Genomic DNA, 14,631 nt, shown 5'->3' on the forward strand with positions numbered 1-14,631 from the left:
GCCGAGTCCGACGAGCGAAGGCACGAAGAAAAAAGGGACGCCGGAGCGTCCCTATGCAGATCGAGCGGGGCTGGAGTCAAGCGACGAGAGCGCGGATCAGGTGAGCGCAGGCTCCGCCTGGGGTACGTCGATGTCGATGCTGTCCAGCAGCGAGTCTCCGTGCTGAGCGGCGGCGGTCAGCGCGTCGTTCTCGGACTGAATCCGTACAAGCTCGGACTCGAGGTCCTGGACGCGCTGCTGAAGCCGTCGCATCTCGGCGAGGAGTCGCGGGTCGGAACCGCCGACGTAACCGAGAAGCGCCTTTGCCATGATGGATGGTCCTCCACACTGAGTGACCGACCGAAGCGGTGTGGGTCGTGAGGGAATCGCACCCGCGGTGTCCGGCAGCGCCTGTCAGCCACTGCGCTACTACTGCCAACACTGCCAAACAGCCCAGATGCGCGGGGCTTCCAGCGTCTCACCAAAAAGTTTGACGGTCAACACGATCACGCCCCGTATCGGCGGGCAGCCCGGCCTTCTCACGGCCCAGCGCCCGGGTCCGGAGATCGTCCACGCCTCCGAGCCTTCCACGGTTCACCGCGCGCGGCAACGTAAACGCTGATCAGTGCATGATCATCGAATCCCAAAACCGTCATAGCCGCCGCGGGGCGTTCCCCAGATCTCCGTCACCCCGTCCACCCGCCCGGGCGTGTCGGAAGATCGCAGCCAGTCCAGCAGCCGGTGGCAATTCTCACGTTGCCCTTCGGCCACAACCTGCACTCGGCCGTCGTCGAGGTTGAGGGCGAAGCCGGACAGGCCACCGATCTCCAGGGCATTGGCCCTGGTGAACCAGCGGAAGCCCACTCCCTGTACACGGCCGCGTACCCACGCGGTCAGCCGGACGTCTTCGTTCATGCGTGAACGCTATCCGGGCCGTCCCGGTCCGCGCGCATCACCCCGGGGGCTCTTTGGCGTACAGTCGCCGACCAATGAACTCACCCATTTGGGTGAGTAACGGACGATCTTGGAAGGCCCCGCGGATGGGACGTCACCGACTGCCCGCGCCACCGCGCGCCAAGCGCGGCACCGCCGTACGCAACAGTCTCATCGGCGTGTCCGTTGCGGCTGCCCTGGGAACGGCGGCCGTGACCACCGGGCTGGTTCCGGTCGGCAGCGCCTTCCCGTACGTCGGCGTCGACAGCGGCACCGGCCGGAGCAGCGAGGCGAAGGCCACGCCCGAGCCGGCTCCGGTGAGCGACCTCCAGCAGCAGGGCGGGCTGGCCAACCTTCCGGGGCGCGCTCCGGCCGCCCCCGCCGACGGCGGGTCCATCTCCGCCCCGGCCCGCTCCCCCGGCTCCGCCACCTCGTCGGCCAAGCCCACTCCGTCGTCCAAGCCCACTCCGTCGTCCAAGCCCGCCCCGCCGGCCAAGCCCACCCCGTCGGCCTCGGCTCCGGTCCAGGCGAAGCCCACGCCGGCTCCGAAGCCCACCCCCTTCACCAAGGCACCGGAGAAGCAGAAGGTCGCCCCGCCGGCGGCCCCCAAGCCGGTTCCCCAGCCTCCCAAGCCGACCAAGGCCCTGCCCAAGCCCGCCCCGGCGAACCCGCCGGCCGTGGCCACCGGCCACTCCGCGGAGGAGGCCGCCGTACTCAACATGGTCAACGTGGAGCGCGCGGCGGCCGGCTGCGGCCCGGTCCGGGCGAACCCGCCGCTGGCGGCCATGGCCGCCGCCTTCAGCAAGGACATGGCGGTACGGAACTTCTTCGACCACACGGACCCCGACGGCAAGAGCCCGTGGGACCGGGCCGCCGCAGCCGGCCTCTCGGGTCTGGGCGGCGAGAACATCGCCCGCGGCCAGGGCGATGCGACGGCCGTGATGAAGGCGTGGATGAGCAGCCCCGGCCACAAGGCCAACATCCTGAACTGCGAGTTCCGCACCCTGGGCGTCGGCATGTACGACGCCGCGGGCGGCCCCTGGTGGACCCAGAACTTCGGGTTCTGACCCCACCGGACCCCCGGACCCCCGGCCCGGAGCCCTCGTGCGGTTCCGGCCGGGTCAGGCCGAGACCGCTGCGCGGCCGGCCGTGAAGACGCGGGCCGTCTCGGCGACGCGGCGGCCGAGGTGTTCGGCCGTGGCGATGTCGGCCTTGTGGACCGCCTCGGCGCCCTGGTCCGAGTTGGACTGTGCAGCGGCGCCGGTGAAGAAGCCCAGCCGGTTCAGGTCGTTCTCGGAACCCGTGGAGGAGTTCCAGCCCGGCTTCAGGCCCAGGTTGACCCAGTGCATGCCGTGCTGGGCGGCGAGGACCTGGAAGTACTGGAGGGTGTGCAGCTTGTCGCCGCTCTTGGCGGCGGAGTTGGTGAAGCCGGCGGCCAGCTTGTCCTGCCAGGCGTCGCCGAACCAGCGCTTCGAGGTGGCCTCGGCGAAGACGTGGAAGGCGCCGGAGGCGGTGCCCATGTAGGTCGGGGAGCCGAAGACGATCGCGTCGGACGCGTCCAGCAGCTCCCACTGCGCGTCGTCGATCTCGTCCACCTTGATCAGGTGGACGGTGGCCCCGGCGTCGGCGGCGCCGTTGCGGACCGCCTCGGCGACGACCGCGGTGTGGCCGTAGCCGGAGTGGTAGGCGATGGCAACGACAGGGGTGTGCGCGGTCATGACGGGTCTCCCTCAGCGAGTGGTGCAGGTGGGGTGTGCTGAGAAAAGGAAAGCACTAACTTTTAGAAAGCGCAAGCTCTGGGTTAGCGCTGCCTGGGAGTACGCTGGCTGTATGGAGACCCCTGTCCGCACCGAAGCCACCTGTGCCGAGACCGACTGCGCCGACCTCGCGTACGACGTGTTTGCGCGCGCCTGCCCGTCCCGGGAGACCCTGGAGCACGTCACCGGGCGCTGGGGCAGCCTGACCGTGACCGCGCTCCACGACGGGGCGCGCCGGTTCAACGAACTGCGCCGGCGGGTGGACGGCGTGAGCGAGAAGATGCTGTCGCAGACGCTGCACGCGCTGGAGCGGGACGGCATCGTGCACCGCGAGGCGCAGCCGACCAACCCCCCGCGGGTGGACTACGAACTCACCCCGATGGGCCGCGAGGTCGCCGAGCGCCTGCTGGGCCTGATCCGCTTCCTGGAGGGCAGCACCCCGCAGGTGCTGGACGCCCGCGAGCGTTACGACGAGGCGCGCGGCGGCCTCTGACAGCGCGGGCAGAAGTAGCTGGACCGGTTCATCCAGGGCCGCCGCCGCATGGCGGTGCCGCAGCGGCGGCAGGGCTCGTCCTCCCGGCCGTACGCATCGAGCGAGCGGTCGAAGTAGCCGGATTCCCCGTTGACGTTCACATAGAGGCTGTCGAAGCTGGTCCCGCCCACGGCGAGAGCCGCGTTCATCACGTCCCGGACATGGCCGAGGAGTTCCACGCTCCGGGGGCGCGTGAGCTGCGCGGTGGGGCGCTCGTAGTGCAGCCGGGCCCGCCACAGCGCCTCGTCGGCGTAGATGTTGCCGACCCCGCTGATCAGCGACTGGTCCAGCAGGGCCCGCTTGACGGTGCTCCGCTTGGCGCGCAGGGCCAGGTGGTACGCCGTCTCGTCGAAGAGCGGGTCGAGCGGGTCCCGGGCGATGTGGGCGATGACGTCCGGCAGGCCGTCGGCGCTGCCGGGAACGCTGTCGTGCAGGGAGAGCCCGCCGAAGGTGCGCTGGTCCACGAAGCGCAGTTCGGTCCCGGCGGCGTCGGCGAACCGGATCCGGATGCGCAGGTGCTTCTCGTCGGGTGCGTCCTGCGGCTGCACCAGCAGCTGGCCGCTCATGCCGAGGTGGCCGAGTACGGACATCTCCCCGCCGGCGAGCGGCAGCCACAGGTACTTGCCGCGGCGCATCGGCGCGCCGATGGTCTGCCCGGTCAGCCGGGCCGCGAAGTCGGCACCGCCGGCCAGGTGCCGGCGCACCGCGCGCGGGTGCAGCACCTCGACCGCCGCGACGGTCCGCCCGGCCACCCACCGCTCCAGGCCGCGCCGTACGACTTCGACCTCGGGCAGCTCCGGCACGGCGCGTCTCCTCGGGATCCTCGGAAGGGGTTCAGGGTGCAAGGGGTTCAGGGGTTCACCGCCGAGCCTACTGGCACCCCGGAAACGACTCCGCCCGCCCCGGCAGTGCCGGGGCGGGCGGTGAGGACAGCCGAAGGAAGCCGGTCAGCTCATGCGTCGGGCGTCGGATCGGCGGGCGTCGGCACCCCGCCGTCCTCGGCTGCGTCCGCGACCGCTTCCGCGGCCAGGGCCGAAGCCGCGGCCAGGGCCGCCGCTTCCGCCGCGATCCGCTCGTCCGCAGCCGCGCGGATCGCGCGCCATGCGGACTCCGCCGCCTGCTGTTCCGCTTCCTTCTTGCTGCGGCCGGTGCCGGTGCCGTACGAGACACCACCGACGCGGGCGGCAGCAGTGAAGGTCTTCTCGTGGTCCGGGCCGGTCTCGGAGACCAGGTATTCCGGCACGCCAAGGCCTTCCGCCGCGGTGAGTTCCTGGAGGCTGGTCTTCCAGTCCAGTCCGGCACCGAGGTTGGAGGATTTCTCGATCAGCGGGTCGAAGAGCCGGTGAACCAGCTCCGAGGCCGCGTCGAGACCCTGGTCGAGGTAGACCGCGCCGATCACCGCTTCAAGGGTGTCGGCCAGAATGGAGGCCTTGTCCCGGCCGCCCGTGCCCTCTTCGCCCCGGCCGAGCCGGATGAAGGAGCCGAGTTCGAGGCCGCGCCCGACCTCCGCCAGCGCACGCGAATTGACCACCGCGGCCCGCAGTTTGGCCAGCTGGCCTTCCGGCAGGTCGGGGTGGGTCCGGTACAGCGTGTCCGTCACCACCAGGCCGAGCACGGAGTCCCCGAGGAACTCCAGCCGCTCGTTGGTGGGCAGACCGCCGTTCTCGTACGCGTACGAGCGGTGGGTGAGCGCACGCACCAGAAGGGCGGTCTCGAGCTGATACCCGAGCCGCCCTTCCAGAAGGGTGTGGGACGAGGCCGCGTTGCTGTTGTCTGCCTGCTTCTTATCGCCGGCAAGCTCAGACATTGCGCCTCTCACCAGCCGCTCAGACCTCGAGGACCTGGCGCTTGTTGTAGGTGCCACAGCTGGGGCACGCGATGTGCTGCAGCTTCGGCTCCTGGCAACGCTCGCACGAAACCAGGGTGGGGACCGCAGCCTTCCACTGCGACCGGCGGTGGCGCGTGTTGCTGCGCGACATCTTCCGCTTCGGAACAGCCACGGCTACTTCTCCTGCTTCTCGGCGGCGCCCCGGACGTCTGCGTCAGAAGCCGCGCCGCTCATGTTGTCCTTCTCGTCGGCCTGATCGGTCGCGACGAGTCCCTGCAGTGCCGCCCAACGGATGTCGACGGCATCGTGGTGGTGGTCCGGGTCGTCGTTCAGGCTGACCCCGCAGTCGGGGCACAGACCGAGACAATCCTCCCGGCACACCGGCTGCAGCGGCAGTGCGAGCACCACCGCATCCCGCAGCACGGGCTCGAGGTCGAACAGGCCGTCCTCGAGGTAGAGCCTGTCCTCGTCGTCCTCGGCGTCGTCGGCCGGTTCCGCTTTTACCCGGCCCCGGTCGTCGGCGTCAGGGTACGAGAACATCTCCTGGAAGTCCGTGTCGAGCTCACGCTCCACGGACTCCAGACACCTTACGCACTCCCCCACGGCCGATGCACGGGCGGTGCCTGTGACAAGCACCCCTTCCATGACCGACTCGAGGCGGAGGTCGAGCTCGATCGGCGCGCCTTCCGGCACCCCGATGACCCCGTCCAGACCGAAGTCCGCCGGAGCCGCGATCTCGCGGGACAGCCGCTGCATGGCACCAGGACGCCGACCCAGCTCGTGCGTGTCGAACACGAGGGGGTTGCGGTGGTCGAGGCGGGTATTCAGGGCCGTTCCTGCTTTCGAAAGATCATTGTTTCGCGTGCATCCGGGCACGCAAGACGGCGGCGCATACGCGCGACCGAAGAGCCAGGATACCCGGCGCTTCGCTCTGAGCCCAATCCGGGCCGTCCCGGCGCTATCGCCCCTGCTCGTACTGGCGCAGCTGGTCCAGATTGATCATGCTCGTGTCGAAGAAGCTGGTCTCGTCCAGGGCCGGCTGCGGGGCCTGCTGCTGGGCCTGCTGCGGGATCTGCTGCTGATAGGCCGCGTACGGGTCGGGCTGCTGCTGGTGCTGCTGCGGCTGGTAGCCGTACGGGTCGTAGCCGGGATCGGCTGCCTGCTGGTGCTGGTGCTGCTGCGGATAGCCCGCGTACGGGTCCTGGTACGCGTACGCATCCGGCTGCGGGTGCTGCTGCTGGTAGCCGTACGTGTCGTAGACCGGCTCCGGCTGCGCCGGGATCTGCGGTGCGGCCACCGGCTCCGGGTCCGGCGCCGCCAGGGCGGCCAGGAAGTCCGCGTCCCCCGCCGACCGGGACTGCGGGACCCCGGCCGCGTCCTGGGCCGCCATGTGCGCCCCCAGGTCGTCCGTGGCCACCCGGCCCAGCAGCTTCTGCCGGCCGCGGCCCACCGCCTCCAGGGTCTTGGCCAGCACCGCCTCGAAGGTGGCCAGCTTGGCGGCGATGTACGCGTCCGCCGACGCATGGCCCTCGTCCGTCGCCTCGCCGGCCAGCAGCTTCTCCCGGCCCCGGTCCACCGAGCCGATGGTCTTGGTCAGCACGACCTCGAAGTTCGCGAGCTTGCTGTCCACGTAGTCGTCCGCCTCGCCGCGGATCTCCTCGGCCTCCCGGCGGGCCTCCGCGAGGATCCGGTCCGCCTCGCTCTGCGAGCGGCGGGCCACCTCGGTGTCGGAGATCAGCGAACCGCGCTGGGCGTGCGCCGACTCGATGATCCGCTCGGCCTCCCGCCGGGCCTCCTCGACCATCTGCTCCCGGCCGCCGATCAGCTCCTGGGCCTGGGCGAGGGATCCGGGCAGGGCCTGGCGGACCTCGTCGAGCATGTCGAGCAGCTCCGCGCGGTTGATCACGCAGGAGGACGACATCGGCATGGACCGGGCGCCGCCGACCGCCGCGACGATGTCGTCGAGCTTCTTCTGCACGTCCATACGGGCTCGCACTCTCTCGGCCTCGGGTGGTTCCTGAGACGGACGGGACGACTGTACGGCCACGCCGCCGTCGCCGGGGACGGTCCGGGAACGGTCCGGGGCCGGGTCAGCGGTTGCCGAGACGTTCCAGCAACGCTGCGTGAACGTGTGGCGGCAGCAGGTGGGAGACATCGCCGCCCCAGGCGGCAACCTCCTTGACCAGCGAGGAGGACAGGAAGCTGTAGGTGGGGTTGGTGGGGACGAAGAGGGTCTCGACCCCGGTGAGCCCGTTGTTCATCTGGGCCATCTGCAGTTCGTAGTCGAAGTCGCTGACCGCGCGCAGGCCCTTGACGATGGCGGGGATGTCGCGCTGCTTGCAGAAGTCGACGAGCAGGCCGTGGAAGGACTCCACCTCGACGTTGCCGTAGTCGGCGGTCGCCTCGCGGATCAGTTCGATGCGCTCTTCGACGGTGAACAGCCCCTGCTTGGACTGGTTGATCATCACGGCGACGTGGACGACGTCGTACAGCTTCGAGGCGCGTCCGATGATGTCGAGGTGTCCGTTGGTGATGGGGTCGAAGGACCCCGGACAGACGGCGCGGCGCAACTGAACTCCCTCGTTCATGAGTCTTCGCTGGTGAGAGCGGCGCGACCGTACCAGAACGTGCCTTCGCCGTACCGCCGGGAGCGGAGCGGCTCGAACCCGTCGGGCCAGGGGAAGTCGCCGCTTCGAGTGCTGCGTTCCACGGTGACGAGCGCATCGTCCGTGAGCCAGCCGTTGGACCGGAGTGTGAGCAGGATCTCGCCAAGGTCCTGGCTGGTGACGGAGTACGGAGGGTCCAGGAAGACGATGTCGTAGGGCTCGCCGGTCGCGGGGCCGGCCACCACCTGCTCGGCCTTTCCGGCCCGGAACTCCGCCCCGGGCAGCCCGAGGCTGCGGATGTTGTCGCGGATCGCCTTGGCGGCCTTGGCCTCGGCTTCGACGAGGAGGGTGTGGGCGGCGCCGCGGGAGAGTGCCTCCAGGCCGACCGCGCCGGAGCCGCCGTACAGGTCTAGGACCCTGGCCCCGGGCACGCCGTGCAGGGATTCCCAGGTGGAGAAGAGGCCTTCACGCGCCCGGTCCGAGGTGGGCCGGGTGCCGGTGCCGGGGGGCACGGCCAGCCGTCGCCCGCCGGCGCTGCCGGCGATCACGCGGGTCATCTGGGTTCCTTCAGGTCTGCGGGGTGGCACAGCCGCCCTGGCAGAGCGGCCACCCCCATTGTCAGCCCTTCTCCAGATACTGCTCCCGTTCGGTGTCGAGGAGGGCTTCCAGGGCGGTCCGCAGGCCGGGCAGCCGCTCGAGTTCCGGATCGTCGGCGACCACCCGGGTGGCCTCCTCCCGGGCCTGGGCGATGACCTCCTCGTCCTCGATGACGGCGAGCATCCGCAGCGAGGAGCGGACTCCGGACTGGGCCTGGCCGAGCACATCGCCTTCGCGGCGCTGTTCGAGGTCGATGCGGGAGAGCTCGAATCCGTCGAGGGTGGCGGCCACGGCGGCGAGCCGGGCCCGGGCGGGGCTCGCCTCGGGCATTTCGCTGACTAGCAGGCACAGGCCGGGGGCGGAGCCGCGGCCGACCCGGCCGCGCAGCTGGTGCAGCTGGGAGACGCCGAACCGGTCCGCGTCCATGATCACCATCACGGTGGAGTTGGGCACGTTCACACCGACCTCGATGACGGTGGTGGCGACCAGCACCTTCACCTCGCCCGCGGTGAAGCGGCGCATGACCTCGTCCTTGTCGGCGGGGTCCATCCGGCCGTGCAGGATCTCGACGGCCAGCCCGGACAGCGGGCCGGAGCGCAGCTGTTCGGCGATCTCCAGGACGGCCAGCGGGGGCCGCTTCTCGCTGTCGTCCTCGGCGGTCTTCTTCTTCGGCTCCTCCTCGCCGTCCCCGATCCGCGGGCAGACCACGTACGCCTGGTGGCCGTTCTCCACTTCCTCGCGGACCCGTTCCCAGGTGCGGGTCAGGAAGTGCGGCTTGTCCTTGGCGGGCACGACGTGGGTGGCGATCGGGGAACGGCCGGCGGGCAGCTGGTCCAGGACGGAGGTCTCGAGGTCGCCGAAGACGGTCATGGCCACGGTGCGCGGGATGGGGGTGGCGGTCATGACCAGCAGGTGCGGGGGCTGCTTCCCCTTGGAGCGCAGGGCGTCGCGCTGTTCCACGCCGAACCGGTGCTGTTCGTCGACCACGACCAGGCCCAGGTCGTGGAACTGCACCTTGTCCTCGATCAGGGCATGGGTGCCGATGACGATCCCGGCCTCGCCGGTGACCAGGTCGAGCAGGGCCTGGCGGCGGGCGGGCATGCCCATGGACCCGGTGAGCAGCACCACCTTGGTGCCCTGTTCGGCACCGCCGAGCATTCCTCCCTCGGCGAGCTCGCCCATCATCTCGGTGACCGACCGGTGGTGCTGCTGGGCGAGCACCTCGGTGGGGGCGAGCATGGCGGCCTGTCCGCCGGAGTCGACGACGGCGAGCATGGCGCGCAGCGCGACCATGGTCTTCCCGCTTCCGACCTCGCCCTGGAGGAGGCGGTGCATGGGGTGTTCGGTGGCGAGGTCCTCGAAGATCTCGCGGGAGACCTGTTGCTGGCCCTCGGTCAGGGTGAAGGGGAGTTTCGCGTCGAAGGCGTCGAGCAGGCCGCCGGGGGCGGGGCGGCGGGCGACGGCCGGGAGCTGGGTGTCGGCGTGCCGGCGGCGGGCCAGGGCGACCTGGAGGACAAAGGCCTCGTCCCACTTCAGGCGGTCGCGGGCCTGGGCGATGTCGGCCTTGTCGCGGGGGCGGTGGATCTTCTGGAGGGCCTCGGGGAGGGTGACCATGCCGCGGCCCTCGCGGAGGGCGGGCGGCAGCGGGTCGACGGCCTCGGCGGCGCTGGGCAGGACGGCGTCCACGGCCTTGGAGATCTTCCAGGTCTCCAGCTTGGCGCAGGCCGGGTAGATGGGGATGAGCCGGCCCGCGAAGGCGTCGACCGCCGCGCGGTCGGAGTCCTCGCCGCCGAGCAGTTCGTACGCGGGGTGGGAAAGCTGGAGCTTGCGGTTGAACATGCCCACTTTGCCGGCGAACATCGCGCGGGTGCCGGGCAGCAGGTCCTTGTGGGGTTTGTGCACTCCGGAGCCGAAGAAGACCAGCTGGAGCCGGCCGGCGCCGTCGGTGATGGTGACTTCGAGGCGCCTGCCGCGGCCTCCGTTGAAGGTCAGGATCCGGGCGTCGGCGACCTGGGCGACCACGGTGACGTGCTCGTCGAGCTGGTCGGCGAGTTCGGCGAGGGAGGTCAGCTCGCCGCGTTCCGCGTACCGCCTGGGGTAGTGGTGGAGCAGGTCGCCGACCGTGTGCAGGCCGAGCTGTTCGGCCAGCACCTTGGCGGTGGCGGGGCCGAGTGTCTTCGTCAGTGGTTCTTCGAGCGCGGGCACGGGTTCCATTGCACACCATGCCGCCGACAGCGCGGCGCGCGCCGCGGGCTACTCGATGCCGATCAGCAGCGGTGGGCAGTGCCGGCCGCCGCGGTAGGTGACGGTGTCCACGGCGAGGTGGCCGTTGCGGACGTAGGCCTCCAGCCGGTCGGCGAGGGTGTCGGGCAGTTCCGGTCCGAGGACCAGGGTGACCAGTTCGCCGCCGGAGCCGAGCATCCGTTGCAGGACCGCCTCGGCGGTCTCCGGCAGGTCCGCGCCGATCACGGCGACGTCCCCGTCGATCAGGCCGAGGACGTCCCCGGCCTGGCAGATGCCGGCGGAGGTGAAGGACTGGCGTTCGGCGACGGCGAGTTCGCCGTAGCGGGTGGCGCCGGCCGCCGCGGTCATGGCGACCACGTCCTCGTCGAAGCTGCCGTCCGGCTCGTGTACGGCGAGGGCGGCGAGGCCCTGGACCGCGGACCGGGTCGGGATCACGGCCACCCGGACGCCGTCGGCCCGGGCCTGTTCGGCGGCGGCCGTGGCGGCGGCCCGCAGGTCGGCGTCGTTGGGCAGCAGGACGATCTCGTGGGCGTGTGCCCGCCGGATGGCGTCGGCCAGTTCGGCGGCGGCCGGGGGCTGTCCGGGCCGGGCGAGCACGGTGGTCGCGCCCGCCTCCCCGCAGAGGCCGGCGAGTCCCTCGCCGGCGACCACGGCCACCACCGCGCGCTGGACCCGTTCGTCCTGGGCCCGGCGCCGCTGGTCGCCGAAGTGGGTGATGCGGATGCGGTACGGCCGGCCGGCGTCCACTCCCGCCTCCACGGCGGCGCCGGGGTCGTCGACATGGACGTGTACGTTCCACAGGCCGTCCCCGCCGACCACGACCAGGGAGTCGCCGAGCCCGTCGAGCCGCTCGCGCAGCCCGTCGACGGCCGGTTCCGCGGCCTCCAGCAGGTAGACCACCTCGTACGCCGGTCCGCCGTGCTCCGCCGCGCAGGCGTCGGCCGGCTGCGGCATGGGCCGGCCGGGCACCGGCTCGGGGGCGAGGTCCTGGCCGGACAGCGCCTGCCAGAGCGCGCCGAGCACGGCCACCAGCCCGAACCCGCCGGCGTCGACCACCCCGGCCCGGCCGAGGACGGCCAGCTGGCCGGGGGTCTTCTCCAGGGCCGCGCGGGCCCCGTCGTAGGCGGCCCGGGCGACGGCGGCCACCGGGGTGCCGGCCGCGGCCTCGGCGGCGCGGGCCGCCGCGGCGGCGACGGTCAGCATGGTGCCTTCGACCGGGTGTGCGACCGCCTGGTAGGCGGAGGCGGCGGCCCGGGTCAGCGCGTGCGCGAGCTGCTCGCCCGGCCCGGTGCCGGCGTCCGCGCCGGGGGCACCGGTACCGGTACCGGCGGCGGTACCGGTGCCTGAGGCGTCGCCGCCGAGGACGTCCGCGTCGAGCACGTCCGCCATGCCGCGGAGCAGCTGGGCGAGGATGGTCCCGGAGTTCCCGCGGGCGCCCATCAGGGCCCCGTGCGCGTAGGCGCGTACGGCCGTGCCGAGGGAGACCGGGGGTGTTCCCTCGGTCACAGCGGCGCAGGCCTCCTCGACCTCGCGGGCGGCGGATTCGACGGTGAGGTAGAGGTTGGTGCCGGTGTCGGCGTCCGCGACCGGGTAGACGTTGATCGCGTCGATGTCCTCGCGGGCCCGGCCCAGTGAGGCCAAGGCCAGCGAGCTCCAGGTGCGCACCGCTTCGGCGTCGAGCTCGTTGAGGGGCTGCGGCTCGTGCGGCACCGGGCGTTCCTCCTTCTGCGGGCTGGGGTTCACCGCAGAGTAACGAAGGGCGGGAGCGGGAGGACCAGTCTGCCGGGTCATGGTAGTTTTCTCGGACGGGAGCAGTCGTTGTATGCTGCTCCGGTTGCCCGATGAGAATCGGGCCATCCCCCCGGCAAACCACTTCAGATCTCTGATTCCGGTGCGCCGGAATTCACTGTAAGTGCATCTGAAGTCTTTGGAGTGACCTGTGGCTGCCAACTGCGACGTTTGCGGCAAGGGGCCGGGCTTCGGCAACAACATCTCGCACTCGCACCGCCGTACGTCCCGTCGCTGGAACCCGAACATCCAGCGCGTGCGTGCCGTGGTCAGTGGGACGCCGAAGCGCCTCAACGCCTGCACCTCGTGCATCAAGGCCGGCAAGGTCTCGCGCTGACGCTCCCGTCGTAGCGCAGCCCTTCCCGGTTGCCAAGAAGGCCGGTCCACCTCGGTGGACCGGCCTTTTGCCTTGCCGTGCCGCGTACTGCCGCGTACGGCTAGTAGCGCCGGCGCGACTGCCAGGAGTGGTCCACCGGGCCGATGCCGCCGCCGAGCGGGAAGCCCGCCTTGATCGCCCCGGTGACGTACTCCTTGGCCTCCATGACGGCCTGCGGCACGTCCTGGCCCTGGGCCAGCCCGGAGGCGATGGCGCTGGCGAGGGTGCAGCCGGTGCCGTGGGTGTGGCGGCTGTCGTGCCGGGGAGCCCGCAGCCACAGCTCCTGGACCCCGTCGGTGAGCAGGTCCACCGCCTCGGTTCCGGCAGCCAGGTGGCCGCCCTTGATCAGCGCCCACTCGGGTCCGTAGCCGAGGATCGCCTCGGCGGCCCGCCGCATGCCGTCCTCGGTCTCCACCACCAGCCCGGTGAGCTGGGCGACCTCGTCCAGGTTGGGCGTGGCGACGGTGGCCTCGGGCAGCAGGAGCTTGCGTACGGCGTCCAGGGCGGAGGCGGCGAGGAGCTCGTCCCCGTGCTTGGAGACCCCCACCGGGTCGACCACCGCGGGGGCGTCCGTCCCTGCCAGCAGCCCGGCCACGGTCTCCACCACGGCGGCGGAACCCAGCATGCCGGTCTTCACCGCGTGGACGCCTATGTCGTCCACCACGGCCCGGTACTGGGCCGTGACGGCCTCGGCGGGCAGCTCCCAGACCCCGTGGACCCCCAGCGAGTTCTGGGCGGTCACAGCGGTCAGCACGCTCATCCCGTGCACGCCCAGGGCCTGCATGGTCTTGAGGTCGGCCTGGACGCCCGCCCCGCCGCCGGAATCCGATCCGGCGACGGTCAGGCACAGCGGCCTACTTGTCATCGCACTTGCTCCTCTGCAGGTTCGCCACCGAAGTGGTCCCAGCCTCCGGTGCTGGTCCAGGGCGCGCCGTCCACAGTGACCTGCGGCTGCGCGGAGGGGTTGAGCACCTCGCCGATGACCTTCCAGCGGGCGGGCAGCTTCACGTCCGGCGGGAAGGTGGCCACGATCGCGTGGTCCTCTCCCCCGGTGAGCACCCACTGGAGCGGGTCCACACCGACGGCCTGGCCGATGTCGAACATCTGGGTGGGGATGTCGATGGCGGCCGAGCGCAGGTCGATGCGGACCTTGCTGGCTTCGGCGATGTGCCCGAGGTCGGCGACCAGTCCGTCGCTGACGTCGGTCATGGCGGTGGCGCCGAGCCCGGCCGCCGCGGGGCCGGCGTGGTACGGCGGTTCGGGGCGCCGGTGGGCCTCGACGAAGGCGCGCGGGGACCGGAAGCCGCGGGAGAGCACCGCGAACCCGGCCGCGGACCAGCCGAGCCAGCCGGTGACGGCGACCACGTCGCCGGGCTGGGCGCCGGAGCGGGTCACCGGTTCGTGGTTGCGCAGGTCGCCGAGGGCGGTGATGGCGACGGTGATGGTGTCGCCGCGGACGATGTCCCCGCCGACCACGGCGGCTCCGGCGACCTGACATTCGTCGCGGATGCCGTCCATGAGTTCGGTGGGCCAGGTGACCGGCAGTTCGGCGGGCACCACGAGGCCGAGCAGCAGCGCGGTGGGAACGGCGCCCATGGCCGCGATGTCGGCGAGGTTCTGGGCGGCGGCCTTGCGGCCGACGTCGTACGCGGTGGACCAGTCGCGGCGGAAGTGCCTGCCTTCCAGCAGGATGTCCGTGCTGGCCACGACCCGGCGGTCGGGCGCGGACACCACGGCGGCGTCGTCGCCGGGCCCGAGCCGTACCGCCGGGGTGGTGGTGAGCCGGGAGGTGAGCTCCCTGATGAGCCCGAACTCTCCCAGCTCGCCCACTGTGCCCTTCATCGCTGTGCTCCTTCTGGCCCAGTACGCCTGCGGTCGCGAGCCGTCACAGCTCTGGGTACCGTCAACAGATACGTCAACTTCTGCTCTTTGTACGCCCCGCTGCGCGCGGCGCCGGGTCCCCGGGTCTCCCCGTGGCGCTCCGCAACGCG

The 14,631-nt window shown here is 71.5% G+C and carries 17 protein-coding genes; 3 read left to right on the forward strand and 14 right to left on the reverse strand.

Translation table 11 applies throughout. The annotated features are described in order from the left end of the window. Nucleotides 1-96: 96 nt before the first annotated feature. Together DEJ50_RS09545 and DEJ50_RS09550 are read right to left on the reverse strand one after the other, a co-directional pair. The gene (locus tag DEJ50_RS09545) at nt 97-309 is read right to left on the reverse strand and encodes a hypothetical protein (protein WP_150207136.1); all 213 of its coding nucleotides are present in this window, start codon (nt 307-309) and stop codon (nt 97-99) included. Nucleotides 310-612: 303 nt separating this feature from the next. Next, on the reverse strand, nt 613-894 hold the full coding sequence (locus tag DEJ50_RS09550; protein ID WP_150207137.1) for an acylphosphatase: 282 nt from the start codon (nt 892-894) through the stop codon (nt 613-615). A 125-nt stretch (nt 895-1,019) separates the two neighbouring features. Here DEJ50_RS09550 and DEJ50_RS09555 point away from each other — a divergent pair, with 125 nt between their 5' ends. Continuing rightward, nucleotides 1,020-1,979: a CAP domain-containing protein gene (locus DEJ50_RS09555; RefSeq protein ID WP_150207138.1), complete on the forward strand. Its 960-nt coding sequence runs from the start codon at nt 1,020-1,022 to the stop codon at nt 1,977-1,979. Between the two features lie 54 nt (nt 1,980-2,033). Here the strand turns inward: DEJ50_RS09555 and DEJ50_RS09560 are convergent, their stop codons facing one another. Then, nucleotides 2,034-2,630 carry a flavodoxin family protein gene (locus DEJ50_RS09560; protein ID WP_150207139.1) on the reverse strand — a complete coding sequence of 199 codons (597 nt, stop codon included), beginning with the start codon at nt 2,628-2,630 and terminating at the stop codon, nt 2,034-2,036. Between the two features lie 112 nt (nt 2,631-2,742). Between DEJ50_RS09560 and DEJ50_RS09565 the strand changes: the two genes are divergently transcribed. Continuing rightward, entirely contained in the window at nt 2,743-3,162 is a 420-nt protein-coding gene (locus DEJ50_RS09565) for a winged helix-turn-helix transcriptional regulator (RefSeq protein WP_150207140.1), read from the forward strand. On the opposite strand, the gene mutM is transcribed toward DEJ50_RS09565, so the two are convergent. The 9 genes from mutM to DEJ50_RS09610 all read right to left on the reverse strand — a co-directional run bounded on the left by mutM (nt 3,135) and on the right by DEJ50_RS09610 (nt 12,267). Continuing rightward, on the reverse strand, nt 3,135-4,004 hold the full coding sequence (mutM, locus tag DEJ50_RS09570; protein WP_150207141.1) for a bifunctional DNA-formamidopyrimidine glycosylase/DNA-(apurinic or apyrimidinic site) lyase: 870 nt from the start codon (nt 4,002-4,004) through the stop codon (nt 3,135-3,137). The two genes, DEJ50_RS09565 and mutM, sit on opposite strands and share 28 nt — an antisense overlap. A 149-nt stretch (nt 4,005-4,153) precedes the next feature. Beyond that, a complete protein-coding gene (gene rnc / locus DEJ50_RS09575; protein ID WP_150207142.1) occupies nt 4,154-5,008 on the reverse strand; it encodes a ribonuclease III in 855 nt (284 codons plus the stop codon). A 19-nt stretch (nt 5,009-5,027) separates the two neighbouring features. Next, nucleotides 5,028-5,201 carry a 50S ribosomal protein L32 gene (gene rpmF / locus DEJ50_RS09580; RefSeq protein ID WP_003965982.1) on the reverse strand — a complete coding sequence of 58 codons (174 nt, stop codon included), beginning with the start codon at nt 5,199-5,201 and terminating at the stop codon, nt 5,028-5,030. 2 nt (nt 5,202-5,203) lie between these two features. Then, nucleotides 5,204-5,857: a YceD family protein gene (locus DEJ50_RS09585; protein ID WP_150212024.1), complete on the reverse strand. Its 654-nt coding sequence runs from the start codon at nt 5,855-5,857 to the stop codon at nt 5,204-5,206. Nucleotides 5,858-5,987: 130 nt separating this feature from the next. Continuing rightward, nucleotides 5,988-7,013 (reverse strand): cell division initiation protein, encoded by a 1,026-nt coding sequence (locus DEJ50_RS09590; RefSeq protein WP_150207143.1) that lies wholly within the window; start codon nt 7,011-7,013, stop codon nt 5,988-5,990. A 106-nt stretch (nt 7,014-7,119) separates the two neighbouring features. After that, a complete protein-coding gene (gene coaD / locus DEJ50_RS09595) occupies nt 7,120-7,599 on the reverse strand; it encodes a pantetheine-phosphate adenylyltransferase (RefSeq protein ID WP_190344918.1) in 480 nt (159 codons plus the stop codon). 14 nt (nt 7,600-7,613) lie between these two features. Beyond that, nucleotides 7,614-8,192, reverse strand: a complete 579-nt coding sequence (rsmD, locus tag DEJ50_RS09600) for a 16S rRNA (guanine(966)-N(2))-methyltransferase RsmD (protein WP_150207145.1) — start codon at nt 8,190-8,192, stop codon at nt 7,614-7,616. A gap of 61 nt (nt 8,193-8,253) precedes the next feature. Next, complete coding sequence (gene recG / locus DEJ50_RS09605; RefSeq protein WP_190344387.1) at nt 8,254-10,446, reverse strand: ATP-dependent DNA helicase RecG; 2,193 nt, start codon at nt 10,444-10,446, stop codon at nt 8,254-8,256. A gap of 39 nt (nt 10,447-10,485) precedes the next feature. Further along, a complete protein-coding gene (locus tag DEJ50_RS09610; RefSeq protein WP_150207147.1) occupies nt 10,486-12,267 on the reverse strand; it encodes a DAK2 domain-containing protein in 1,782 nt (593 codons plus the stop codon). Nucleotides 12,268-12,415: 148 nt separating this feature from the next. Here DEJ50_RS09610 and rpmB point away from each other — a divergent pair, with 148 nt between their 5' ends. Further along, nucleotides 12,416-12,601, forward strand: a complete 186-nt coding sequence (gene rpmB, locus DEJ50_RS09615) for a 50S ribosomal protein L28 (RefSeq protein ID WP_064070327.1) — start codon at nt 12,416-12,418, stop codon at nt 12,599-12,601. A 100-nt stretch (nt 12,602-12,701) separates the two neighbouring features. Here the strand turns inward: rpmB and thiD are convergent, their stop codons facing one another. Then, nucleotides 12,702-13,505, reverse strand: coding sequence for a bifunctional hydroxymethylpyrimidine kinase/phosphomethylpyrimidine kinase (gene thiD, locus DEJ50_RS09620; RefSeq protein WP_150207148.1), 804 nt, complete (start codon nt 13,503-13,505; stop codon nt 12,702-12,704). Further along, on the reverse strand, nt 13,502-14,482 hold the full coding sequence (locus DEJ50_RS09625; RefSeq protein ID WP_150207149.1) for a thiamine-phosphate kinase: 981 nt from the start codon (nt 14,480-14,482) through the stop codon (nt 13,502-13,504). The genes thiD and DEJ50_RS09625 overlap by 4 nt, the downstream gene beginning before the upstream one ends. Nucleotides 14,483-14,631: the final 149 nt, after the last annotated feature.

The organism is Streptomyces venezuelae (assembly GCF_008642295.1).
In the GTDB taxonomy this organism is placed as follows: domain Bacteria; phylum Actinomycetota; class Actinomycetes; order Streptomycetales; family Streptomycetaceae; genus Streptomyces; species Streptomyces venezuelae_C.